Source organism: Amycolatopsis sp. NPDC004169 (assembly GCF_040610315.1).
Lineage (GTDB): Bacteria > Actinomycetota > Actinomycetes > Mycobacteriales > Pseudonocardiaceae > Amycolatopsis.
This window is the reverse complement of the sequence record NZ_JBEXMD010000013.1, coordinates 63,933-87,613: the sequence shown is the minus strand read 5'-3', so window position 1 is coordinate 87,613 and position 23,681 is coordinate 63,933. Positions and strand designations below refer to the sequence as shown.

The 23,681-nt window shown below is 69.9% G+C and carries 23 protein-coding genes; 11 read left to right on the top strand and 12 right to left on the bottom strand.

The features are described 5' to 3' along the window. Nucleotides 1-61: 61 nt before the first annotated feature. On the bottom strand, nucleotides 62-1,105 hold the full coding sequence (locus tag ABZX11_RS19640) for a helix-turn-helix transcriptional regulator (RefSeq protein WP_354914700.1): 1,044 nt from the start codon (nucleotides 1,103-1,105) through the stop codon (nucleotides 62-64). A 259-nt stretch (nucleotides 1,106-1,364) separates the two neighbouring features. On the opposite strand from ABZX11_RS19640, the gene ABZX11_RS19635 reads away from it, so the two are divergent. From ABZX11_RS19635 to ABZX11_RS19625, 3 genes are read left to right on the top strand one after another with little or no spacing between them, the layout of a single operon-like run. Beyond that, nucleotides 1,365-3,638, top strand: a complete 2,274-nt coding sequence (locus tag ABZX11_RS19635) for a tetratricopeptide repeat protein (RefSeq protein ID WP_354914698.1) — start codon at nucleotides 1,365-1,367, stop codon at nucleotides 3,636-3,638. Between the two features lie 19 nt (nucleotides 3,639-3,657). After that, nucleotides 3,658-4,788 (top strand): hypothetical protein, encoded by a 1,131-nt coding sequence (locus ABZX11_RS19630; RefSeq protein ID WP_354914696.1) that lies wholly within the window; start codon nucleotides 3,658-3,660, stop codon nucleotides 4,786-4,788. Between the two features lie 4 nt (nucleotides 4,789-4,792). Then, nucleotides 4,793-5,182: a hypothetical protein gene (locus tag ABZX11_RS19625; RefSeq protein ID WP_354914694.1), complete on the top strand. Its 390-nt coding sequence runs from the start codon at nucleotides 4,793-4,795 to the stop codon at nucleotides 5,180-5,182. 45 nt (nucleotides 5,183-5,227) lie between these two features. Here the strand turns inward: ABZX11_RS19625 and ABZX11_RS19620 are convergent, their stop codons facing one another. The 4 genes from ABZX11_RS19620 to ABZX11_RS19605 are packed head-to-tail and all read right to left on the bottom strand — an operon-like array spanning nucleotide 5,228 to nucleotide 8,848. Beyond that, the gene (locus tag ABZX11_RS19620; protein ID WP_354914692.1) at nucleotides 5,228-6,271 is read right to left on the bottom strand and encodes a thiamine-phosphate kinase; all 1,044 of its coding nucleotides are present in this window, start codon (nucleotides 6,269-6,271) and stop codon (nucleotides 5,228-5,230) included. Beyond that, complete coding sequence (gene dcd, locus ABZX11_RS19615) at nucleotides 6,255-6,869, bottom strand: dCTP deaminase (RefSeq protein ID WP_176171828.1); 615 nt, start codon at nucleotides 6,867-6,869, stop codon at nucleotides 6,255-6,257. The genes ABZX11_RS19620 and dcd overlap by 17 nt, the downstream gene beginning before the upstream one ends. Beyond that, on the bottom strand, nucleotides 6,866-7,615 hold the full coding sequence (locus ABZX11_RS19610; protein WP_176171829.1) for a hypothetical protein: 750 nt from the start codon (nucleotides 7,613-7,615) through the stop codon (nucleotides 6,866-6,868). Before ABZX11_RS19610 ends, dcd begins: the two co-directional genes overlap by 4 nt. Nucleotides 7,616-7,630: 15 nt before the next feature. Further along, nucleotides 7,631-8,848: a helix-turn-helix transcriptional regulator gene (locus ABZX11_RS19605; protein WP_354914689.1), complete on the bottom strand. Its 1,218-nt coding sequence runs from the start codon at nucleotides 8,846-8,848 to the stop codon at nucleotides 7,631-7,633. A 536-nt stretch (nucleotides 8,849-9,384) separates the two neighbouring features. Between ABZX11_RS19605 and ABZX11_RS19600 the strand changes: the two genes are divergently transcribed. The 4 genes from ABZX11_RS19600 (at nucleotide 9,385) to ABZX11_RS19585 (ending at nucleotide 13,441) form a co-directional block, all read left to right on the top strand. Beyond that, nucleotides 9,385-9,657, top strand: a complete 273-nt coding sequence (locus ABZX11_RS19600; protein WP_176171831.1) for a hypothetical protein — start codon at nucleotides 9,385-9,387, stop codon at nucleotides 9,655-9,657. Continuing rightward, on the top strand, nucleotides 9,654-10,277 hold the full coding sequence (locus ABZX11_RS19595; RefSeq protein WP_354914687.1) for a hypothetical protein: 624 nt from the start codon (nucleotides 9,654-9,656) through the stop codon (nucleotides 10,275-10,277). The genes ABZX11_RS19600 and ABZX11_RS19595 overlap by 4 nt, the downstream gene beginning before the upstream one ends. Before the next feature lie 69 nt (nucleotides 10,278-10,346). Then, the gene (locus ABZX11_RS19590) at nucleotides 10,347-11,603 is read left to right on the top strand and encodes a bifunctional glycosyltransferase family 2/GtrA family protein (protein WP_354914685.1); all 1,257 of its coding nucleotides are present in this window, start codon (nucleotides 10,347-10,349) and stop codon (nucleotides 11,601-11,603) included. After that, nucleotides 11,603-13,441, top strand: a complete 1,839-nt coding sequence (locus ABZX11_RS19585) for a glycosyltransferase family 39 protein (protein ID WP_354914683.1) — start codon at nucleotides 11,603-11,605, stop codon at nucleotides 13,439-13,441. Before ABZX11_RS19590 ends, ABZX11_RS19585 begins: the two co-directional genes overlap by 1 nt. A 27-nt stretch (nucleotides 13,442-13,468) precedes the next feature. Here the strand turns inward: ABZX11_RS19585 and ABZX11_RS19580 are convergent, their stop codons facing one another. Further along, complete coding sequence (locus tag ABZX11_RS19580; protein WP_254896883.1) at nucleotides 13,469-13,897, bottom strand: nuclear transport factor 2 family protein; 429 nt, start codon at nucleotides 13,895-13,897, stop codon at nucleotides 13,469-13,471. Between the two features lie 88 nt (nucleotides 13,898-13,985). Here ABZX11_RS19580 and ABZX11_RS19575 point away from each other — a divergent pair, with 88 nt between their 5' ends. Beyond that, nucleotides 13,986-14,735 (top strand): hypothetical protein, encoded by a 750-nt coding sequence (locus ABZX11_RS19575; RefSeq protein WP_354914681.1) that lies wholly within the window; start codon nucleotides 13,986-13,988, stop codon nucleotides 14,733-14,735. Here the strand turns inward: ABZX11_RS19575 and ABZX11_RS19570 are convergent. Further along, complete coding sequence (locus ABZX11_RS19570; protein ID WP_354914679.1) at nucleotides 14,723-15,457, bottom strand: AfsR/SARP family transcriptional regulator; 735 nt, start codon at nucleotides 15,455-15,457, stop codon at nucleotides 14,723-14,725. The genes ABZX11_RS19575 and ABZX11_RS19570 overlap by 13 nt on opposite strands. Nucleotides 15,458-15,548: 91 nt before the next feature. Here ABZX11_RS19570 and ABZX11_RS19565 point away from each other — a divergent pair, with 91 nt between their 5' ends. Further along, nucleotides 15,549-16,259 (top strand): serine/threonine protein phosphatase, encoded by a 711-nt coding sequence (locus ABZX11_RS19565; RefSeq protein ID WP_176171837.1) that lies wholly within the window; start codon nucleotides 15,549-15,551, stop codon nucleotides 16,257-16,259. Between the two features lie 131 nt (nucleotides 16,260-16,390). Here ABZX11_RS19565 and ABZX11_RS19560 read toward each other — a convergent pair whose 3' ends face one another. Genes ABZX11_RS19560 through ABZX11_RS19545 form a run of 4 tightly spaced genes read right to left on the bottom strand, consistent with a single transcriptional unit; the run spans nucleotide 16,391 to nucleotide 19,880 of the window. Next, nucleotides 16,391-16,867: a DUF2127 domain-containing protein gene (locus ABZX11_RS19560; protein ID WP_176171838.1), complete on the bottom strand. Its 477-nt coding sequence runs from the start codon at nucleotides 16,865-16,867 to the stop codon at nucleotides 16,391-16,393. Between the two features lie 26 nt (nucleotides 16,868-16,893). Then, complete coding sequence (locus ABZX11_RS19555) at nucleotides 16,894-17,322, bottom strand: hypothetical protein (protein ID WP_254896885.1); 429 nt, start codon at nucleotides 17,320-17,322, stop codon at nucleotides 16,894-16,896. Beyond that, nucleotides 17,304-17,498 carry a zinc finger protein gene (locus ABZX11_RS19550; RefSeq protein ID WP_176171840.1) on the bottom strand — a complete coding sequence of 65 codons (195 nt, stop codon included), beginning with the start codon at nucleotides 17,496-17,498 and terminating at the stop codon, nucleotides 17,304-17,306. The genes ABZX11_RS19555 and ABZX11_RS19550 overlap by 19 nt, the downstream gene beginning before the upstream one ends. Nucleotides 17,499-17,552: 54 nt before the next feature. Continuing rightward, nucleotides 17,553-19,880: a GH92 family glycosyl hydrolase gene (locus ABZX11_RS19545; RefSeq protein ID WP_354914676.1), complete on the bottom strand. Its 2,328-nt coding sequence runs from the start codon at nucleotides 19,878-19,880 to the stop codon at nucleotides 17,553-17,555. A 117-nt stretch (nucleotides 19,881-19,997) separates the two neighbouring features. Here ABZX11_RS19545 and ABZX11_RS19540 point away from each other — a divergent pair, with 117 nt between their 5' ends. Further along, nucleotides 19,998-20,792: a MerR family transcriptional regulator gene (locus tag ABZX11_RS19540; protein WP_176171841.1), complete on the top strand. Its 795-nt coding sequence runs from the start codon at nucleotides 19,998-20,000 to the stop codon at nucleotides 20,790-20,792. Beyond that, nucleotides 20,793-22,118: an erythromycin esterase family protein gene (locus tag ABZX11_RS19535; RefSeq protein ID WP_354914674.1), complete on the top strand. Its 1,326-nt coding sequence runs from the start codon at nucleotides 20,793-20,795 to the stop codon at nucleotides 22,116-22,118. Here the strand turns inward: ABZX11_RS19535 and ABZX11_RS19530 are convergent. After that, nucleotides 22,102-23,550: an amidohydrolase family protein gene (locus tag ABZX11_RS19530; protein ID WP_354914672.1), complete on the bottom strand. Its 1,449-nt coding sequence runs from the start codon at nucleotides 23,548-23,550 to the stop codon at nucleotides 22,102-22,104. The two genes, ABZX11_RS19535 and ABZX11_RS19530, sit on opposite strands and share 17 nt — an antisense overlap. Nucleotides 23,551-23,681: the final 131 nt, after the last annotated feature.

The window sequence follows — 23,681 nt, the reverse complement described above, 5'->3', positions numbered from 1 at the left end:
GCGCCGGAACCGTCCGGAAGGTGACATACCAAGTTCCGGTGAGATCGGCGCTGATGCGCGATCACGGAGCATCGGGCCATTCGTGCAACCGGTTCTCCTCGAGCGTCCAATCGGGAGTCAACACCTGTCCGCCGATGACAGGCACCCGGCTGATGACGCTGAAGGATTTCCCTTCGCCGAATCGGTCCTGCACGTACGCGGTGTTCCGGTCGCGAAAGCGCGCGTCCGTCAGCGCGCGAACCGCGCCGAGCGTGCCACGACCGTACATACCATTGCAGATGGTCACGGTGCGCTTTCGATTGAACGGACTTTCGCCGCGGTAGAAGTGGGCGACGTCTTCCAGCAAGTGCTCCAGGCTGTCGAGTTCGGGTTGGAACAGCTTCGGACGACCGTCCTGCTGCACCCGGAAGCCACCGTGTTCGGCATCGCCGGCCCGGCTGATTTGCTCCACTGGGAGGTCCACCCGCTCGATCACGTCCCGGGTCACCGGATTCCGGTGAACTCCACCGAGCAGAACGAGGTGAGTCGTATAGTCATCGACCGTCAGTTCGTCGCTGGCGCGGAACCTGACGTCGCTGTCCGGATTGCGTGAGCGGATGTGCCCGAACAGCTCGATGAGCGCATCCGGGTCAGCATAGGTGTACAGGGAGACAAAGTCGGCGCTCTCCGGGTCCGTATACGACAGGTGCCGCCGGTACACCTCCGGCAGCGGGGCGCAGACGATGGTGACGTCCTGGTCTGCCTCGAAAGTCCAGATGTCCCTCACCAAGGCAGGCGAAGCGAACCCTCGACCTCCCCAGAGCTCTGACAGCTCCTGCAGGAGCTCGCGGCGGCGGCGTCGCTCCTCACCTGTCAGCTGGTCGACGGGGAGGACACGCAGCGCATCGCCGTTCAAGGATCGGCGGGTGGCGAAGAGTGTCGCGTAGGTTTCCAGCCGCTTGACCGGCGGCCGGACGGGCTTGTCGACGTTCTCCCACGACGAGATCAGCGAGATGCTGACCCCGCCGAACACCTCGGCCAGCTGGGCCTGGGTGACTCCGGCGTCAGGCCACTGCTCTTCCCGCAGGGCCTTGAGGCGGCGCGCGAGCGGTGCAGCTGGTGACACAGCTTCGTCGCCTTTCAGTCAGAAAATTTCAGAATTCAGGACGATGGCCTAACTCCTCTGTGGCCGCAATTGACGCGTGCCAAACGACACTCACCCGTCTCGACCATCCCATGATACGGCCCACGAGGCCGGCACTGGCCTCGAACTCGTAATCCCGAGCCGAGCAACCTCACTCTTTCGGTCTCTTGTAATTGCAATTCCCGACACCGACAATGTCGGTCACGTGTGCCTTCTCCACTCCGAAGCGCAAGGCCTGTGGGTGGCACTGGCGGGGAAGGACGACGTGACGAGGGACGGCGCCGACCGAGCCAACGAAATGTCGGGGATGGCCGGCGCGGTGGTCCAGGCCGGATCGATCACCGGTGACATCCACCTGCATCCGACGCAGTCCGCTTTCCAGTCGCCACCGCACGAGCTCCCTCCGGACGTGCACGCGTTCACCGACCGCATCGAGCAACTCGAGCAGCTCGACCTGCTCCTCGCGGCTTCCGACGAACCGACGCCGACGGCGGCTGTGGTGATCTCCGCGGTCTCGGGTACGCCCGGCGTGGGGAAAACCGCCTTCGCCATACACTGGGCACACCGGGTCAGTGACCGGTTCCCCGACGGGCAGCTCTACGTGAACCTTCGCGGCTTCGGGCCGCACACGCCAGTCTCGGTTGCCGACGCCCTGGCCGGGTTCCTGCGCTCGCTGGGAGTGCCCAGGGAAGACATCCCCCTCGACGTCGATGAACGCACAGCACGGTTCCGCAGCCTGCTCGCTGGGCGGCGCATGCTGATCGTGCTGGACAACGCGGCCGGCCCCGAACAGGTCAGGCCACTGCTGCCAGGAACGTCATCCTGTGTCGTCCTGGTGACGAGCCGCAGCGTGCTGCAGGGGCTGGTGTCCCGAGACGGCGCACGCCGGGTCAACCTCGACCTGCTCCCTCCCGCGCAGGCTATCGACTTGCTGCGGATGCTGATCGGCGCCCGGGTGGACGCCGAACCCGTCGCCGCGGCGACGCTCGTGCAGGAATGCGGCCGGCTTCCGCTCGCGTTGCGGATCGCCGCCGACCTGGCGGCGATGAACCCGGAGGTGACGCTCGCCGAACTCGCCGGCGACCTCGAGAACGAGCAGGAGCGGCTGGCGGCCCTCGACGCCGGAGACGACCCGATCACGGCGGTGCGCGCGGTCTTCTCCTGGTCCTATCGGAACCTCCCCACCGAGCAGGCGCGAGCCTTTCGTCTGCTCGGCCTCCATCCCGGGCGCGATTTCGAGCCGGTGAGCGCGGCCATCCTCTTCAGTACGACGTCGCTGCAGGCGCGACGGCTACTCGACTCGCTGGTGCGGTCGCACCTGGTCGAGCGCACGCGGACCGGCCGGTACCAGATGCACGACTTGATCAGGATCTACGCCGCCGACCTCGCCAAGAACGAGGAGTCGGCAGGCGAACAGGAGGCCGCCCGCCGCAGGCTCTTCGATTTCTTCCTCGCCACCGCATCGGTCGCCATGGACATTCTCTACCCCCAGGAAAGCGATCGCCGCCCCCGCGTGCCCACCGAAGGCAGCGCACCGTTGACCGACGACACGCAGGCGGTGCATTGGCTGGAGGCCGAGCGAGCCGCGCTCCTGGCGATGGCCGCGCACACCTCACACAGCAGCTGGGCCATCTTCACGGTCGCCCTGTCGACGATCCTCTACCGGTTCCTGGACAGCCATGGTCACTTCGAGGACGCCGTCACTTTGCACACCGCTGCGGTCGCGGCGGGCCAGGAACGTGACGAGCCGGTCGCGGTCGGCCGAGCCCTGCACAACCTCGGAAGCGTTTATCAGCGCCTCGGCCGCTACCAGGAAGCCGTTGCTTACTTGGAGCAATCGCTGGCGTCGACGAGACAAGTCGGGCAGCCGATGGTGGAGGCTTTTGCGCTCAGCGACCTCGGCCTGGTCTCCACGCTGCTCGGCAATTACGACGAAGCTCTCTCACGCCTTTCCGAGGCTTTGCGGCTGTTCGAGCAAGAAGGCGATCGGACCGGATCCGGCCAGGCCTTGAACAACATGGGACTCGCCCTGATCCGGCTGGGCCGGTTCGAGGAGGCCCTCGGCCACATCCAACGAGCTCTGGCCGTGTTCCGCGAGACGAACGACGGGCCTCGGACGGGGTATGCGCTCAATGATGTGGGCATGGCGTTCCAGCGCCTGGGACGCTTCGGCGAGGCGCGCAATCACCACGATGAGGCGTTGAGCTTCGCCCGGGAGACCGGTGATCGAGCGCTGGAGGCCGCAGCGCTCAACGGACTCGGAAGCACCAACCGCCGGCTCGCGCGAACGGACCTCGTGCTCGAACTCCACGAGGAAGCACTCAGGATCGCCCAGGAAATCGGTGACCGGTACGAAGAAGCTCAAGCGCTCGAAGGTGCCGCGTCCTTGCACCAGCGAAACGGAAACGTAGCGCTGGCCCGCTCGCACTGGCTCCAAGCGCGAGCGATCTACGCCGACCTCGGAGCGCCCGAGGTGGAAGAAGTCGATCAGCGCGTACGTGAACTCGAGAGCTAGTCGTCGACAAGGAGCGGATATGACGGTGGTCGAGATGGCAATGTGGCTCGCAGGCGTTCACCTGGCGGGGGTCGCAGCCGGTCGCGTCCGTCCGGTCGTCCCGCACTTCGGCAGTCTCACCATGTACCGCAGAGACGGCGGATCGATCACGATGCCTCGCCCTGGCACCTACCGGGCGACCGCGTTGGCACCTTTCCCGCTGTTCGACGCAGTCATCGTGCCGTCAGCGCGTGGCGCAGAAGCGCTCCTCCGCGCCGCGCGCACGGCACGGAACGCCGACGCAACACTCGTCGTGCTCGCCAGCGGTCGTACGACCGCGAGGGCGACTCGACTCCTCCTGGGGGAGGACCGCTGCTTGGTGCTCGAAACGCCGCCGGGCCTCGGAGGTCCCATGCTCCGGACCTTCCACCACCCGTGTGCCACCACGACGACGGACATCAGCCGAAAGCGGAACGACGCCCTCGTGTTCGCCCGCCGCAACGGATGGCGAACCGTTCTCTTCGTCGATGACGACGTGCAAACGATCGGGCAGCAGGACCTTCGATACGCGTCAGACCTGCTGGCCGGGGCCGACCGGGGCGGAATCCCGAGACGGATGGTCGGCTGGGCGTTCGACGAGTTCGGCGATTTCTCGGTGGTGGGACACGCTCGCAGGCGGGAAACCCGCGGCAAGGTGTCTTACGTCGGCGGTGGGGCGATGGCGATCACCTGCGACTCGCAAGCGCCGTTCTTCCCGCCGGTGTACAACGAGGATCTGCTCGCCGGCCTGACCATGCTGGCCGACGACCCCACGTCCGTCTGCGTGGCGGGCACACTCGGACAGGACGCGTATGCACCCTTCGCCGATCCCGCCCGCGCATCGGCCCAGGAGTTCGGCGAGGTCTTGACCGAGGGATACGGGCGGCGTCACGATCCGGCCGAACTCCGCAATCCACGGTACTGGGAATCGGTGCTCCAAGACCGGCGCAGGTTGGTACAGGAAGCCGAAGCAGACCTGGAACAGCGAGGAGTGACCGACGGCGCGTCCGCGATGCGAGCCGTTCTCGCCGCGCACCGACCTGACTGGCCGGAACTCCTCGCCGGCTTCGTCGACGACTGGGCTCATGACAGATCAGTGTGGCGGGAGCACTTGAGCTCATCGCCGGGCTGACCGGATGTCGGAGAAAGCCTTCGACCGGAAGGAAAGCGAGGTTTCGATGCCTGAACCCGTGCTCATCTCGATCGCGGCCGCACTGGCCAGCCGATCCGTTGTCGGCCTGTACAAGCTGGTGAAGAGAAAATTCTCGGACGATCCCGAAGCGACGACGATTCTCGAAGCTGCCGAAGGCGCGGCCGAGGATGCTCCGGCACTGAAAAAACTGCAAGAGAAGCTTGCCGACGCGCAAGCGAAGGACCCCGCATTCGGCAAGGAACTACACGAAGAATGGGAACGAGCCCAGGCGGTGAACAAGGCCGAAGCAAACGGGACCGTGAACTCCGTGACCGGCTACGTCTCCGGCAACGTGGTTCAAGCTCGTGAAATCCAGGGAGGAGTCTCCTTCTGACAACCACGAGTTGATCCCGCTTGCCTCGGGCTCACCGCTGAGCGTTCAGCGTCCCAGCACGTCCGCAACGACAGTGGCCAGATCACCACCGTGCCAGGAACTGGCCGAGAACCGCTCTTGAGCGATCCCCTGCCACGGAGTGGTTCCGGCGGTGAGCTCCCGCTCCGAGTTGAGCGTCCCGAATTCCTGTGCAGCGATGCTTTCTTCTCGCAACATCTTCGTCACCAGATGGACGTCCTCCGCCCGGACCGCCACGACCAGGCCCCAGTCACCCCACGTCTGGGCCAGGTCGAACGGCCTCAACCCGCACTGCGACGCCACCGAAGCCACCGGCCCGTCCAGCTCGAACTCCCCCGTGACCGCCGCGCCGAGGCCGTTTGCCTCGCACAGCGTTCGGACCGTCGCGAACAGTCCGTCCGACACGTCCATCGCCGCGCGTGCCAAGCCCGTTGACGCCAGGACGCGGCCCGCCTTCAGCTGGGCCTCCGGCCGGGAGGCACGGTGCCAGACCTCGTCCCGGTCCCTCTGCGACAGCTTTGCCTGGCCCGTCTCCACCAGCGCCGCGGCCCACAGGTAACCCGGGGAACCGACCAGCAGCAAGCGGTCGCCCGCCTGGGCTCCGGACCTCCTGAGCCTGGTGCCCGGCGCACACCGGCCGATGGCCGTTGCCGTCAGCTGGACCACCTCGCCGTCTCGGATGTCGCCGCCGGCCACCTTTGTGCCGTTGACGGCGCAACACTCGTCGACGCCGTCGAGGAGGCGCTCGAATTCGCGGACCGTTGTCGACTTCGGCAGCGTGTAGTTGACGACCAGCCCCAGTGGCTCGGCGCCCGCCGCGGCCAGGTCCGACAGGTTGATCGTCGCCAGCAGCCAGCCCGCGTGGTAAAGATCCTTCTCACGCAGCAGGTTGACCAGTGGCGTCGGGCAGCTGTCGGTGGTGGCGACGAGCTCGCTCGGGACGCCCACCGCGCCCAGCAACGCGCTGTCGTCGCCGAAACCCTCCGTGGCGCCGTAGCGCGGCTGGAACACCTTCTCCTGGATGCCGCGCTCCCCCAGGTCGCCGAGGCGCAGCTCAATCGTGCCGGACATGATCCGCCAATCGGGAGGCGACCACGGCGTGGTCGTTCGAGTAGTTGTGCGGCATTGCGCCGTACGGCAGCTCGCTCCCGCTCGAAGCGAACAGCATCAAGTTGCAGATCCGGGCGCCTGGATACACCAGCACCGGGTGCCGGAGGTGGTTGACGATCTCCAGGGTCAGCACGGCTCCGGCGTCGCGCCCGAAACCGGGGCTCACCTGACCGCACAGCACCACGCTGATCCCGAGCCTGGCGTAGTCGCTCGTCCCGTCCACCAGACCGACCAGGTGCTCGGACAGGCCGATCTTCTCCAGGGTCGGCGCGAGCACGACTTCGCCCGGCTCGATCACCAGCCGCCCCTGGGCGTCCAGTTCCTTCGCGACCAGCTCGGGGTGGGTCGAGCGGTCCGCGACGTCGACCGGCCCGGTCGTCACCAGGGTGAACGCCTCGTGCCCGAGCCGGAGGCTGAGTGCGGCGGGGCGCACGAGCGCGGCGTCGAACGGCTCGACGTGCAGTTCACCGGCCTCGAGCGCCCGCCGGATGCCCCGATCGGTCAGGACGCCGCGCTCCGCGGCCTCCTCCACCTGGACTTTCAGCTCCACGGACGTCATCGTGCGACCTCGCTGTCGAGGGACGGCAGTAATTCGCTCACGAGTGCCACGAAATCGGCGTCGGTAAGCTCGCCGTTCGGCTGGTCGTCGCTTTCACCCGGCTCGCAGTAGACGACCGTTGTGGGTGACCGCCGTGGCCCCTGCACGACAACCGTGGCCGTCAGACCTGCGTCGATCGGGCGAACGGTGTGCACGATCGAGGTGTCGCAGGTGTACACGTCGCCGCTTTGCACGTGCGGTACTCCCAGGCGTCGCAAGCGCACCTCGCCGTCGGCGACGAGGGCCGCCGGGTCCGCCGGATCCGTTCCGTAGCGGTACCGCCGGTACGGCTTGCCGCCCTCGGCGGTCTCGGCGAACTCCACCATGTGCATGCCGGTGCCCGTGAGCACGTGGGAAGCGAACTCCCAGCGGTGGCTGTGCGGGTTGGATTCGCCGCGCGAAGGCGTTTCGCCCCGCGGCCACACGTGGAGGCGGATCCGGAACTCGGGTTCGATGCTCGTGTGCAGAACGATCTTCGCGAAGCCGTTCGGGTGCCAGTACGAGCGTTTGGCGATCTCGGCGACCGCGGCCTGGTCGGCGACCAGGTCCTGCAGCCAGGCGGCGAGCCCGCGCCGTCCGGTGCGGATGCGGCGGGCCGCGGTTTCGAGCCGGCCCAGATCGGGCCGGGAACCGTCACCACGCAGGGCTTCCGCGATCTGCCGCGGGAACGCGTGGTCGGTGGCGACGGACGAGGATGTCGTGCTCATCGTGCGGGGAGGTCTCTATTCTGCGGCTGTCGTCGGGAGGAACGGCGGTGCCGCGAAAGCCAGCGCAGCCGCGCGCAGGGCGGTGACGGCGTCGAGGGTCATCCAGATGGGGAGGTCGCCACTGCCCCAGGCCCACAGGCCGAGGCCGGCTTCGTAGCGTTCCCACAGCGAACCGAGCGCGCGGCTCAGCCGGACCGTCGGCACCTTCGGTGCCTCGGCCAGGGCCTGGACGACCCATGCGGAAGTGAAGTGCTTGATGTTCACCGGGATGGCTCGCTGCCCGGGTTGCGGGAGAGCCAGGTCTTCCATGATCCCGTCGTCCGCGTGGGTGCGGTCGACGAGCCACTGCGTTCCCACCTCGACGGCGTCCCTGACGTCGGCGCGGTCGTCGCCGTTGCGCAGGAGCTCCCGCAGGGCCACCACGGCCCGCGCGGTGTGTGCCGTGGTCGGTTCGGGCGCCACCAGCCGCGGTTCCTTCTTCTCGCCCCACAGCCGGACGCCGTCGATGTCGAGCCGGGCCGCGAGGAGGTCGTCCGTGAGCCGTCGGGTCAGCGGGGTGTCCGGCCCGATCCGGGCCGCCGTGCGCAACGCGGTGGCGAGCAGGAACGGCCGGGTCCGGCTGTAGTCGTCGGCGAGCGAGTGCTCGAGGTGTTCCAGCGCCTCTTCGGCCGAGAGGATGGTGCTGACCTGGAACAACGCGTCCACGACGGCCGCGGTGACCTCCGGGCGGCGTCCCGCCGACCGGCCCTGCCAGCCGAGCTCGGTCTTCTTGGCGTAGAGGTTCTCGACGACTGTGTGTAGGTCGATGTAGGTGTCACCCAACACCGCCATGGCGCTGACACCGTAGGCGGTGGCCAGCGTCGTGTGCTCGCCCCGCTTCTGGAGGTTGTGCCGCCAGCCGACCGCACGACCGTTCTCGTCGCGGATCAGCTCTCCGGCGAGAGCGGCGCCCGCCCGCCGGAAGACTTCCAGCAGGGAGCCGCCCGTGGTCAGGACCCCACCGGCCGCAGGGGCCGGCGTCCGGGCCGCTTCGGCCAGCTCGACCAGGTGATTCGCCGCTCTGAAGTGATCGTCCAGCAGCCTGGCGTTCTCCACCGACGGAAGATAGCGCCCGGTCTCCCACTGGGTCAGGTTGGCCCGGCTGACGCCGACGATCCTGGCCACGTCCGCCTGGGTCTGCCCGGCGAGCTTGCGCAGCCGCCGCAACTCGGCACCCACCTGCTCGACGGTCACCGTTACCACTTCAGTCCTTTCGGCCGGGTCACGGCCGACATAAGATGTAGGCAAGCATTCTGCACCACTCTTACCTACCTTGGTAGGCGACTGTAGGGAGGTGACAATATGTGGACACAGAGCGCACCTTATCCCATCAGCGACGCATTGTTGGTGTCGACTCGACGCGGCTCGCCCAAATGGGTCATGGCCCCAGCTAACAGACCACCTTTTCGCCGCAGCGGCCACGACCACGCGCGGCTGGGGCCTGACGGAGAGTGTCCACCGACCTCCCCCGACCGCCCTCGCCAGGCGGCTCGAGGAAGCCTGCTTTCCGCACTCGGCGCGGTCACGATGCAGGGACATACCCCCTACCTACGTATCACCGACCCGGCCGGTTCGCTCCCCTCTTTCAGGAGCGACCGGCGCCGGTAGACGGTCCACCGCTGGGCCGGACTTCGACGTCCGGCGAGCTGAATCCCGCGCTCTGTGTCAGCTGACACAAAGAAATCCGCGGGCCGGAGGTTTCCTGGATCCACGGGCAGAGGAGGGCATTCATGGACCCCTACACCACCCCACCGCGCCGGAGCCGCTGGCGCCGGGGCGTCTACGCGGCCGGGCTCGTCATCCCCTTCACCGCTTCGCAGGTCTGGGCGCTGCTGGTGCTGCTGCGGCTGGCCCCGCTCGACGGGCTCGTGGGACAGGCCTTCGTCCTCATCCTGCTCGGTTCCGCCGTCGCCATCTGGGCCGGGTGGCGGTGGACCTGGCGGCTCGGCCGCGACCGGGACGTCAAACCCGAGCCCGCACCCAAGACCCGGATCCCGACATGACGTCCGGGCCGGTCATCGTCGCCGCCCTCGTGGTGGCCGCCGGTGCCGGGCGTCTGCTGCGCCACCTCGGCGGCCTGCTGCGCCGCCGTCCCACCGAAAGGAGCACGGAAATGACCAGCACCCCTCCGACCTTCCCGCTGCGGGTCTACCACTGGCGCTGGGAGATCCTGGCCGTCACGCTGCTCCCCTACGGCGTGGTGACCTTCGCGCTGTGGGCCGGCCCGCTGCGGGCGTCGGTGGTCCTCGCCGGCGTGCTCGCGGTGGCGGTGCTGCGCCGCCGCCAGGTGCAGGCGCGCATCCACGCCATCCGGCTGCAGCACCGGCTGCGGGCGGTCTTCCCCCACCTGCGCCTGCCCGGCGGCCGCCTGCCGGCCATCCTGTGGAGCCGTCCGCGCGGTGGTGACATCGTCGTGTCGCTCTACGGCCGGGAAGCGTTCGAGCACCTGCACCGCCACCGCGCCGTCCTGGCCGTGGCCTGCGGGGTGCCCGAGGTGTACGTCGACCGCCACCCGAGGTACGCGAGCCTGGTGACGCTGACGATCAGCACGACGCCGCCGAAGCGCGAGCCGGGCCGCGGTGCCCTGCCGAGCAACGTCGTGCCGCTGCGGGCGCACAGCTGACGGCCACCGCACAGGAACCGCACAGAGAGAACACACGATCACCAAAGCGGCGGCCGCGATCGTGAGGGCATGACAGCCACCGCCCCCGCATCGCGGCCCGGGACCGTCCCGGTCGACCTGGCCGGTCCCCGGCCCGTTCTCGACGTCGTCATCCCGGTCTTCAACGAAGAGACCGACCTCGAACCGTGCATCCGACGGCTGCACGCGCACCTGGCCGAACACGTCTCCTACCCCTACCGGATCACCGTCGCCGACAACGCGAGCACCGACGCGACGCTGCAGGTGGCCGAACGGCTGGCCCGGGAATTCCCCGAGGTGGCCGTCCACCACCTCGACGAGAAGGGCCGCGGCCGCGCGCTCAACGCCGTGTGGCTGGCCTCCGACGCCGCCGTGCTCGCCTACATGGACGTCGATCTCTCCACCGATCTCGCCGCGCTCGGGCCGCTCGTCGCGCCGTTGCTGTCCGGGCACTCCGATCTCGCCATCGGCAGCAGGCTCGCCCGGGGGGCGCGAGTGGTGCGGGGCCCGAAGCGCGAGTTCATTTCCCGTTGCTACAACCTGATCCTGCGCTCGACGCTCGCCGCCAAGTTCAGCGACGCGCAGTGCGGGTTCAAGGCCATCCGCGCCGACGTCGCCCGCGAACTGCTGCCGCACGTCGTGGACACCGGCTGGTTCTTCGACACCGAGCTGCTCGTCCTGGCCCAGCGCGCCGGCCTGCGGATCCACGAGGTGCCCGTCGACTGGGTCGACGACCCGGACTCGTCGGTCCACATCCTGCGGACGGCCGCCGAAGACCTCAAGGGCATCGCCCGCGTCACCAAAGCCACGTTCACCGGCGAGATCCCGATCAGCAGGCTGCGCGAGCAGCTCGGCAGGCAGCCCATCGGCGTCGACGCACCGGGCGTGCCGCCGCGGCTGGTGACGCAGCTGGTGCGGTTCGCCGCGATCGGCGTCAGCAGCACCCTCGCCTACCTCGTGCTCTTCCTGCTGCTGCGCACCGTCGTCGGCGCGCAGCCGGCGAACTTCACCGCGCTGCTGGTGACGGCGATCGGGAACACCGCGCTGAACCGGCGGCTCACCTTCGGCATCCGCGGCCGGGCCGGCGCCGGGCGGCACCAGTTCGAAGGGCTGATCGTGTTCGTCCTCGGGCTCGCGCTCACCAGCGGCTCGCTCGCGCTGCTCAACGGATCCACCACCCCCGGGCTGGTCCTGGAGCTCACCGTGCTGGTGCTGGCGAACCTCGCCGCCACGGTGCTCCGGTTCCTGCTCCTGCGCGGCTGGGTGTTCAACCCGCGCCGCCAGGCCACCTCGTCGAAGGAGTACTGATGACCACCGTCCTGCCCGCCCCGGTGTCCGAACCCCGGCACCGCAAGGAGTCCGCCGCGCACGCGCCACCGCGCTGGGTGCGCCCGGCGGTGTTCGGGCTGCTGGCCGCGACCGCGGTGCTGTACTTCTGGAACCTCACCGCGTCCCGCTACGGCAACTCCTTCTACGCCGCCGCCGTCCAGTCCGGGACGCAGAGCTGGAAGGCGTGGCTGTTCGGGTCGCTGGACTCGGGGAACGTGCTGACCGTCGACAAGCCGCCCGCGGCGCTGTGGGTCGGCACGGCGTTCGCCCGGATCTTCGGCTTCTCGAGTTTCACCGTGCTGGCGCCGCAAGCGCTGATGGGTGTCGCGTCGGTCGGGATCCTTTACCTGACGGTGAAACGGAGTGCGGGCCCGGTCGCCGGGCTGCTGGCGGGGGCGATGCTGGCCGTGACGCCGGTCGCCGCGCTGATGTTCCGCTTCAACAACCCGGACGCGCTGCTGGTGCTGCTGCTGGTCGCGGGCGCCTACTTCCTCGTGCGGGCCACGGAAACGGCGAGCCCGCGGTGGCTGGCGCTGGCCGGGGCCGCGATCGGGTTCGGCTTCCTGACGAAGATGATGCAGGCGTTCCTGGTGCTGCCGGCGTTCGGCCTGGTGTACCTGCTCGCGGCGCCGACGTCACTGGGCAGGCGGCTGCTGCACCTCGGGGGCGCGGTGGTGGCGCTGGTCGTCTCGGCGGGCTGGTTCATCGCGCTGGTGGAGCTGTGGCCGACGGCGTCGCGGCCGTACATCGGCGGGTCCGAAGGGGACAGTCTGCTCGAACTCGCGTTGGGCTACAACGGCTTGGGCCGCATCTTCGGCGGCGAGGGCAACGGCGGCGGCATGGGTGGCGGGATGGGCGGGAACACCGCGTTCGGCGGCTCGACGGGCCTGTTCCGGATGTTCGGCGCCAGCTTCGGGACGGAGGTTTCGTGGCTGCTGCCGGCCGCGCTGATCGGGCTGGTCGCGGGGCTGTGGTTCACCCGCCGCGCACCACGCACGGACGCCACCCGGGCGGCCCTGCTGCTGTGGGGCGGCTGGCTGGTCGTGACGGCGGCGGTGTTCAGCTTCATGAGCGGCACGGTGCACCCGTACTACGCGGTGGCGATGGCCCCGCCGATCGCCGCGCTGGTCGCGATTTCGGGCCGCGCGCTGTGGCGGGGCCGGGCGCACCTGGCGCCGCGGGCGGTGCTGGCCGGGATGGTGGTGGTGACGGCGGTGTGGTCGTTCATCCTGCTGGACCGGACGCCGGAGTGGTTCCCGGCGCTGCGCTGGATCGTCGCGGTGCTCGGGGTGCTGGTGGGGACGGTGCTGGTGATGGGCGTGCCGGCTTCTCGCCGTCTCGTGGCCGTCGTGGGGGCGGCGGTGGTCTTGACGATCGGCGTGTCGTCGGCGGCTTACGGCGTGGAAACGGCGTCGGTGGCGCACAGCGGTTCGATCCCGACTTCGGGCCCGACGTCGAGCGCGATGGGCGGCGGTTTCGGCGGCGGCTTCGACGACTCGTCGACGGCGATGGGCGCGTTGCTGGCGAAGACGACGACGAAGTGGGCGGCGGCAACGACGGGTTCGCAGAGCGCGGCATCACTGGAGCTGGCGAGCGGCAAGGCGGTGATCGGCATCGGCGGCTGGAGCGGCTCGGACCCGGCACCGACGTTGGAGGAGTTCAAGGCGTACGTGGCGGCGGGCGAAGTGAAGTACTACATCGAGGGTGGCCGGGGAGGTGGGCCCGGTGGTGGATCGTCGGAGATCACGGACTGGGTGACGGCGAACTTCACCGCCACGACGGTCGACGGCCAGACGGTGTACGACCTGCAGAGCTGAAGGTCGGCGGAGGGGTCGTGAGTCCGCTCACGGCCCCTTCGCCCGCAGGTGGTGGCTGACGTCGCCGAGCAGGTCCACCGTCGCCCGGCGTTCGGTGAACCGCCAGCCACCCTCTTCCCGGGTGAAGCGGTCCTCGTACCGGCCCGCCGCGATCGTCTGCAGCGGGAAGCCGGGCACCGCCTGCAGCACCGTGAAATACGCCCGGCCCGATGCCGTCGCTTCGGATATCTCGAGGGCCACGTTCGTCGTCACGTGCTTGGTTCGCGGCGTGCCGTCCTCGTACACGATCACCGTCTCGCGCAGCATCCGCTCGACCTCCGCCGCTCCTCGCAGTACGCCTCCGCTTCCCGCGAATGTCCCCGAGGCGAACAACGCCCCCACCCCGGCGAAGTCCCCGGCGTCGACCAGCGCGGCGTACGAAAAGACCAGGTTCTCCAGCGCGCGACCGTCTTCCACGGAAACGATCTTACAGAGAAAGTATAGAAATCTTCCGTACCTTGGCGGGCGAACGGCGGCAGGGGGCCGCCGCGCCAGGGGGTGCTTCATGTCGCTCGATCGCCGTACTCTGCTCAAAATCGGGGCCGCCTCCGTCGCCGGGGTGGCTCTTGCCGGGGCCGCCACCGGGACCGCCGTCGCCGACACCGGGTTGCCGCCCGTACCCGGGATGCTCGGGGACCGGCGGGCCAACGAACTCTGGTACCAGCTCGACGAAATCGCGCTCTACCACCCGTCTCAGGCCGTCCTGGACGCCTACGCCGAACTTGGCCGGTTCGCGCAGGAGAACGCGCCGGACGGCCTCTACGAAAAGTGGCGCGAACTGAGCCGGGACCCGGCCTACCCGAAGAACTACGCCGAATTCGCCCAACCCGTCGAACAGCCGCTCAGAACGCTCTCCACCCTGCAGCTCGACAACTTCGACCGCTTCTACCGCGGTGACGAAGCCGGTCTCGTCAGGGCGTTCGCCGACTTCGGGCAAGGCGTCCTCTACGACCCGCGACGGGCGCCGCAGGAGTCGGAAGTGCACACCATGGACGGGAACCCGCCGAGCAGCTACCACTTCTGGCACGTGATCCTGCGCGCCCAGACGGTCCTCGGCATCGACCGGCGCCGGTGGGCCCGGATCGACCCGATGGTCGGCTTCGCCTGGGCGCTGCAATCCATCGCGAAACCCGACCACCGCCACGTCAACCCGGGCTTGCCGCGCGAGCAGGTCCGCGCGCTGGCCCGGCACTGGCTGCCCCGCTCGGCGGCCCAGCTCGACCGGGACTTCCAGTCGGCGCCTTACCCCGCCTGAGCGTCCAGCACGCGCTGGTAGGCCGCCCGCAGTGCGGGGCCGGGCGCAATCCCGAGCCGCTCGTCGAGCAGCCGGCGGCCGCGGTGGTACACGGCCACCGCGTCCGCCGGCCGCCCGCTCGCGCAGAGCGCGGCCATCAGCAGGGCCCGTGCGCGTTTCCGCAGCGGGTGCTCGAGGACGAACGCGGTCGCGTCCGGCACCGCGCGCAGGTGGTCGCCCGACGCGATTTCGGCTTCGAGCCTGCCCTCCAGGACCGTCAGCCGCAGCTCGTCGAACCGCGCCGCCTCACCGGCCCGAAGCGATTCGGCAACACCGCCGAGCGCCGGACCGCGCCAGAGCTCCAGCGCGGTGCGAAACCGCTGCCCCGCCCGCGCCGGCCGGCCGGCGCGCAGCTCGTCGTGGCCCGCGGAGGCCAGCCGTTCGAACTCCTCGGCGTCGACGGTCCCGCCGGGCAGCAGCAGGTAGCCACCCCCGGACCGCACGAGCCGAGCCGGGCGGCCGAGGGCCTTGCGCAGCCGCGAGACGTAGGTGCACACCTGCGCATCGACCGTCGAGGGCCGTTCGCCGTCCCACAAAAGTGAAATCAGCCGCGCATCGGGCACGACCCGCCCGCGGGCCAGCAGCAAGGCGGCCAGCAACGTCCGAGGCTTCCGCCCGCCGAGCACGGCAGGCCGCCCATCGGCGCGTGACACGGTCAGCGGCCCGAGAATCCGGAACTCCATCCCCCACCCCCTTCCCACGATACCCGGAAATCTCAGCCGCCCCTTAGGTTCGAGGCGGACCATGGAGATCAGAGGGGACGAGGAGGCCGCGATGATCACCACACGTCCGGGATACCCACGCTGGCACACGGCGAGCGCCCAGGGCCCCCGCACGCTCAACGCGGACGCGGTCGGAGCGTACGCGGCAGCGGGCGGCCCCGGCATCGCATTCGCACTGGCGGACGGCGTCGGAGACGCCCCGGAAGCAGCCCGCGCGGCCCGCACCGCCGCGGCGGCCGCCGCCCGCACGCCGGTCCATAAAGGACCGGTAGAGGCGGTACTGGCGGCGCAGCGGGCGGTCCGCGAGCAGACGCTCGGAGACGCGGTGCTGGTGGTGGCCATGCCATCGCAGAACGGCGGCTACCGCATCGCCTGGGTAGGAGACGCCCGCGCGTACGCCTGGGACGGCACGACGTTGAGCCGCTTGACCACGGACCACACGCTCGCCGAGTACTTCCGCGCGCACCACCAGCCGGTGACGCCCCGAATGGAGCACGTGGTGACCACAAGCGTCCGAACGGCCGAAGCCCACGAGATAGGCACGGCGGAGACGACGAGCACAGGCCTGTTGCTGACGAGCGACGGAGTACACAAGCCGCTGACGGGCAGCGGCATCCGAGCGGTACTGGCCCAGCCGGGAACGGGCGCGGCGGAGCTGGTCGAGGCAGCACTCAGCCGCGGAGGTTCGGACAACGCAACGGCCCTCTACGTCGAACCCCTGGAGGTCGACAGCAAGACGGTCCGATTTCCCATCGCCGCGTAGCCCAGACCCGAAAACAGAAGGCTGACGGCCACCCGGCAGCCCACCCAACCCAACCTTCCGACCACACCCCCCTGCCAACCCGATACGCAGCCGCCTCAGCGGCCGGCAGGGGGACAGACCCGGCAGAGCAACTACGCCCGCTCCCGCTTCAACTGCCGATACTCCCGCAGAACCAGCACAATAATAACCACATCAAGAGCAGCAAAAAACGGCAACGCAATAGAATGCGTATGAACCGCCCGAAAAACCTCATAAACAACAAAGGCCGCAAGAATCACCGCAGCAACAGGATAAGCCCGGACAATCTTCCGAGCCAAGGCCCAAACCAACCCAAGCTTGATCAACCCATGAGCAAGCAGATAAGCAACGGCAAAAGTCTTCGTATCCCCGTGCAGAAAGTTCTCCGTAGCCGACTCGAGATGCCGGGCCAGCGTCCCGGAAGGATCACCCAGCAGGTCCCGCGTGATCACCGCATGACTGAACCCGCTGACCGTCGAAGCAGGGACGAACGCCAGGATCAACGCCCCGACGACCTGCAGCCCACCGTCAAGCCCCTTGATCGCGATCGCCACGCGGAAGAACCGCTCGGTCGCCGTAGTCTCAGCCATGCCCCCAGCTCAGCAGAAACTCCCGATCACCGCACGTGGAGACACTTTTCGCACCGTTCGTGCCGCGCTGTCCGGCCGGTCGGGTCCGTCCCGTAGTACGGGTAGCACGCCGCGCCGCAGACGGCGAGGAAGATCGGCCCGCACCGGAGGGGGTGCGGGCCGACCTGGTGGGCGACGGCGAGCTCGCGCCGCCGGGCGCCCGCTTCGGGGAGCCAGCCGTCGTCCGGGAGGCCGGCTCGGACCTGGGCGTCGAGCTCGTCGGCGCGGCCGAGCAGGTCCGCGCCCAGGTCGGCGAGCCGCTCCCCGAGGTCGCGGAGGATGTCCGGCCGCGGTGCCTCCTCCCCGACCGTCCTGGCCAGCCACGTCAGATCGGGGACGAGGGACGCGTGCAGGTCGCGGATGCGCTCCAGCAGCCGATGGTCCCGGTCGGCGCCGTTCAGCACCGGGCCAGCCACGCCGACTCGCATTCCGCGCAGGTCGGGTCGAACCAATGCCCTCCGAGCTGCGGCACGTCCTTCACCGCGACCGTCACTTCCTCCCCGCACAAAGCCACGAACCGTTCTTCCGGACGCGGAGGGAACGCCCCGTCGAGCGCGTGGCGCTTCCCCTCCGCCTGCTGCCACCTCAACATGACGTCCAGTAGAACTGTCGCACCCGGTTGACGCCAACACGCGAAAGCGTGGACCTACAGCGCGGGTGGCGCCGAAGCCGTCCCCCAGGTCGTCGGGGTGTCGCTCAAGCGGAACTCGATCCTGCCCGCCCGCAGCAGGTCCGCGTGCGAGATCCAGCTGCGGTCGTACCCGCGGTGTCCGATCCGGACGTCCTTTGTGTACTGCAGCTTCGCCGCACTGGCCCCGGGAGCCGAGATCTCGATCTTGCGGCCACCCTCCGGCCGGATCTCGACCTTCTCGAACATCGGCGTGCTCAGCAGGTACGTCCCGGACCCCGGCTGGGCCTCGAACACCCCCGCCATGCCGAAGACCAGCCACGACGAGATCGTGCCGAGGTCGTCGTTGCCCGGCATGCCGTACGGCGTGTCCGTGAACAACGTGCGAGCCGCTCGCAGCACCGCGGAGGTCTTCCACGGTGCTCCCGTCCAGCTGTACATCCAGGGCGCGTGCAGGTCCGGCTCGTTGTTCGGGTTGAACGCGAAGTTGTTGTGGTAGTCGTACGCGCCGTGGACCCACGAGTCCTTGGCCGCCTTCGCCGGGTCCGTCAGCAGCAGCGGCAGGTCGAAGAACGTGTCGAGCCGCTTCTCCCCCTGGGCCGGGCCGCCCATCAGGGCGAACAGCTTCGCCGTGTCCTGCTGGGCCAGCCACTGGTACTGCCACGGCGTGCCCTCGTGGAAGCCGGTCGACTGGGCCGGGTCGGGGTCGCCGACGCCGGTGCCGTCCGCCGCGCGGGTGCGGGGGAAGCCGGTGAAACCGTGGGACTCGACGCTCGTGTCCCACAGCTTCGCGAAGTTGCCGCAGCGGGCGTGCAGGGTCGCCGCCTTGTCGCGGTAGCCCAGGCCGGAGGCCATGGTGGACAGCGCGCAGTCCGCAAGGGCGTACTCGAGGGTCGCCGAGCCGGCTTGGCGCGTGTCGCCGTAGGTGTAGCCCGGCAGGTCCTGGTAGCCGATCCAGCCGTTCCGCACGTACGTCGGGTTGCCGTCGCGGCCGCGGAAGATCGACTGGTCCTGCGGCACTTCGGTGGCGTTGCGCCACAGGGCGTCGAACAGCTGACGCGCCGTCCGGTCGTCGAGCAGGCCACGGCGGTAGTTGTCGACCACCCACGGAGTCACGGGGTCGCCGCTCATCACGTTCGTCTCGCCGCCGGCCAGCGCCCAGCGCGGCACCCAGCCGCCGTCCTGGTGGATCTTCAGGACCGACTTCGTCATGTCCGCGGCCCGGTCCGGGTGCAGCAGCGCGACCAGCTGGTTCTGCGAGCGGTAGGTGTCCCACAGCGAGAACATCTGGTAGTAGGTGTCCCGGCTGCGGTGCACGGCGTCGTCGAAGCCGCGGTACGAGCCGTCCACATCGGACCCGACGGACGGGTGCAGCAGCGACCGGTACAGCGCGCTGTAGTAGGTCCGCTGGTCGGCGGTGGTCCCGCCGGCGACGCGCAGCCGGTCCAGCTCGTCGCGCCAGGTGTCGTGGGCGGCTTGGCGCGCCTTGTCGAACGAACGGGGCTGCTCGGCGCCACGGTTGAGCCGGGCGCCGTCGATCGAGGTGTATGACAGGCCGACGGACGCCCCGACCTGGGCCTTGTCGGTGCCGAAGGTGAGCCACGCGCCAGTGCGCTGACTGCCGAGCTTCGCGTCACGCTGGTTCGGCGTGAGCTTGCTGTCGGTCCAGGTGCCGAAGCTCGTGAACTTCCGGTCGAACTTCGCGCTGAAGAAGACCTTGTAGCGCTCTTTCTGCGTCTCCCAGCAGAAGTTGCCGCCCTGCAGCCAGCCCTCGACGGTGTCGTCCCCGACGACGTGGACGTCGCCGGCGTAGGTGTAGCCGTTGCTCTCGCCGACCTCGATGAGGACGTTTTCGCTGGTGGTGCCCCTGGGGAAGGTGTAACGGTGCTGGCCGGTGCGCTGGGTGGCGGTCAGCTCGGCCTCGATGCCGCCGGCGAGCTTGACGCCGTAGTAGCCGGGCTGCCGGGTCTCGTCGGCGTGGCTGAACTTCGCCCCGTACGCCGCCGGGTCGCTGCTGGTGACGGCGCCGGTGGTCGGCATGAACCGGAAGTTGCCCATCGTCTGGCAGCCGACCCCGGAGAGGTGGGTGTGGCTGAAGCCGAGGGTGGTGTCCTGCGCGTAGTCGTAGGACGCGTACTTCTTGAGCTGGGTGTCCGGGCTGAGCTGGACCATCCCGAAGGGCGTGGTGGCGCCGGGGAAGGTGGTCCCGTCGCCGTTGTTGCCGATCGAGGTGTCGACGAGCGTGGTGGGGTCGTCGGCGAACCTCGGCCCGGCGGCGGACGCGGGTGTCGCGAGGGCCAGCGTCGTGGCTCCGGCGAGCAGGGTGGCCAGGACGCGCGCTTTCATCGGTGTCCTCCTGACAACGTTGTCACATGCACGGTGGGATCTTTTCCGTTGTCCGGTGGACAAATCAACCCCGGAAAGCCTTGAACCCGACGTCACGTCAGGTTTTACCGTCGAGGCGTGAACGAACGCAGGTGGAGCGTCGGCGAGCTGGCCAGGGCCGCCGGCGTCTCGGTCCGCACCTTGCACCACTACGACCGGATCGGGCTGGTGTCACCGGGCGAGCGGACACCGGCCGGGCACCGGCGGTACGTCGAGGCGGACGTGCGTCGGCTTTACCGGGTGCGGACGTTGTGCGGGCTGGGGTTGTCCCTGGACGAAGTGGCCGTCGTGCTGCGCCACGCCGGCGACGACCTCGGCGCGCTGCGGACCCTGCTGACCGCCCAGCTCGCCGACCTGGACGCCAGGGCCGCGCGGATCGAGGAGTCGGCCCAGCGGCTCCGGGGCCTGCTCGCCCGGCTGGCCGAAGAGGCCATGCCGGCTCCGGAGCAGTTCCTCGCCGCCCTGGAGCCGATGCCGGTGGACGTCCACCGGTACCTGTCCGACGCGCAGCTGGCCACGATCACCGGCCGGGCCGCGGAACTGGGCCGCGGGACGGTCGAGACGCTCAAGACCGAGTGGCTCGAACTCTTCACGCAGCTTCGGCGGCACCTGCTCGCCGGGACGCCCGTCGACGATCCGGCCGTGCAGGAGCTGGCCGGCCGCTGGCGGGACACGGCGGCCGCGTTCCACCCGCCCGACCGCGGGCTGGAAGCGGCGACCACGGCGCTCTGGGAGGACAACCGGGCCCGCACGGGCCGGGGCCTCGACGAGCGCCTCGGCTGGGCCGGCCCGGGCGGCGCCGCCGAGGTCGTCGACTACCTGCGCAAGGCCCGCGCCGCGGGCGAAGACACCCCCGAAGAACAGGACGAGTGAATGGACATCAGCGGCTGGCTCCGGGACAACCTGGTCCGCCTGCGGACGCTTGAGCCCGACGCCGGCCACGACGAGCTGGAGCCGCTACGGGACATCGTCGGCGACGCCCGGGTGGTGGCGATCGGCGAGAGCACGCACCGGGTGCACGAGTTCTCCCGGCTACGCCACCGGGTGACCCGGTTCCTGGCCGAGGAGCTGGGGTTCACCGGGTTCGCGATGGAGTCCGGCTTCCCGGAGGGCTGGGCGGTCCACGACTGGGTGCTCGGCGGCGACGGCGACCTGGATCCGCTGCTGCGCACCGGGATCACCTATCACATGGGCCGGTGCGCGGAGATGCGCGACCAATTGCGGTGGATGCGCGAGCACAACCGCACCCACGACCGCAAGCTCCGCTTCTACGGCATGGACCTGCCGGACTCGAGCGCGTCCGCCCTGCCGGGAGTCACGGCCGCGCTGGCGTTCCTGGACGAGGCCGACCCGGCCTACGCCGCGGCGGCCCGCGAGCACCTGCTGCCGCTGTTCGGCTACCTGCCTTCCGACCGCACCGGGCTGGCCTGGGCCGCGCCCGCGATCCACGCCTACCTGGCGCTCGGCCCCGCCCACCGGCACGAGCTGACCGCCCGGATCGGCGAGCTGACCGAACGCCTCCGCGCGCTGCGCGTGCCTTACTCCACTGTGGACGCGACCCGGGCGGACATCGCCCTGCAGTGCGCGGTCAACGCGCGGTTCGCGGACGCCTTCCTGGCGAACATGGCGGCCGCGCCGGGCCGCACCTACCGCGGCGCCAACGTCCGGGACGCGGCGATGGCCGACAACGTCGGATGGATCCTCGAACGGGAGGAGCGCATCGTCGTCGGAGCGGCCAACGGGCACGTGCAGCGGCTGCCGTACCGCGTCCCGCCGATCGTCAATGAAGAACAGGTGATGCTCGGCCAGCACCTGGCCCGCTCTCTCGGCGACCGGATGGTGGTCATCGCGACCACCTACGACGGCGGCCGCGTGTTCAGCCACCGGCCGCGGCCCGAGGGACCACCCGGCCACACCGACGTCTACTACGAGGACGTCACCCCCTGCACCGAACCGGGCAGCCTCGACGCCCTGCTCGCCGAAGCCGGCGAACCACTCGCCCTGCTCGACCTGCGGAAGGTTCCCCGCGACGGCGCGGTGGCCCGCCGCTTCGCCGAGGTCGACGGCACCCGGCAGGGCCCGTACCTGCAGCCGGCCGACCCGCTCGCCGCATTCGACGCCGTCGTGCACGTCGACCGGGTCAGCCCATGGCACACCTTCATCGACGTCCCGGATCCCGGGGTCAGACCTGGTGCGTGACGTGCCCGTCGACGATCGTCGCCGTCACCGGGAGGGCGCGGAGGTCGGCCGGGGACAGCCCCGAGGGATCCGTGGCCGTCACCACCAGGTCCGCGACGTCGCCCACCGCCACGCCCCGGCGGCCGCCCGACGACGCCGCCAGTGCGTCGGCGAACGGGATCGACTGCTCCGGGTGCCACGGCGGGCGGTCGTCGTCCGTGCGGGCCACCGCCGAGGCGATGCCGTCCCACGGATCCAGCGGCGCCACCGGGGCGTCCGAACCGAACTCCAGGCGGGCCCCCGACTCCAGCAGCGAGCGGTACGGGAACGCGCGGGCCGTCCGGCCGTGCCAGTGCCGGTCCGCGACGTCGCGGTCGTCCGGCTGGTGGGCGGGCTGGACCGCCGCGATCACGCCCAGCGCGGCGAACCGCGGGACGTCTTCCGGGGAGAGCAGCTGGGCATGTTCGATGCGGCCGGGGCAGCCGACCTCCTCGAACGCGTCCAGCGCGATCGTGTTCGCCCGGTCGCCGATCGCGTGGACCGCCGGGAGCAGCCCGTGGTCGAAAGCCCTCTGCAGCAGGGGAACCAGCTCGGCCGGGGGCAGTTCCAGCAGGCCGGGGGAATCCACCCCGGGGTACGGATCGTGGCAGTAGGCCGTGCGGGTGTTGAGGGAGCCGTCGACGAAGAGCTTGAACGGCCCGACCGTCAGCAGCCCGCCCGAGTCCGGCAGGACGTCGCCGGTGCGGTGGCCGCGTTCGATGGTCTGGTCCAGCAGGTACCGGGCGATGACGCACGAGATCCGGGCCGCCGGCGCGCCCCGGCGGGTCCAGTCCGCGACCGTGTCCGCGTACTCGTAGTCCACGATCTGCGTGACGCCCCGGGCGGCCGCCGCGGCCACCGCTTCCGCCACCCACCGGTCCTGGACGTCGATCGCCGCCGTCGGGAGCTGGGCGGTGGCGGTCATGCAGTCGCCTTCGAGCAGGACGCCCGTGGGGTGGTCGCGGCCGATCAGCTTCAGCGCGGCCGGGCTCAGCCAGAGCGTGTGCAGGTCCGCGCTGAACAACGCGACCGCCCGCCCGGGCAGTGCCCGCTGCAGCAGGTCCTTGTGCGGCTTGTCCGGCCACAGCGCGTCGCGGAACCCCGCGCCCACCACGAGTTCCGTCTGCGGCGCCGGGGTGGCCAGCAGGTGGGCGAGCAGCAGTTCGACCGCCTCCCCCGCCGAGCGGGCGGCGTCCAGCGGGATGCGGCGCCGGGACGTCGCCCACTGCACCAGGTGGACGTGCGCGTCGACCAGCCCCGGCAGCAGCGTCCCACCGTGCCCGTCGACCACGCGCGCGGCGAACCCGGTGGACCCCGGCTCGGTGATCGCGGTGACCCGGCCGTCGTTCACCCGGACGTCGGCGAGCTCGCCGCCGAGCCCCGGCCGGACGCGGCGCAGCAGAAGATCGTCCATGCCGACCACCTTGCCAGCCGGGCCCGTCCGGGTGAAGCACGGCTTGAGATGAGGAATAGCGGGGTATTCGCCTAGCGTCAGAAGAGATGGCAGCCGTCGCCCGCCGAAGGGTCAGGGCCGGTCCATGGGCG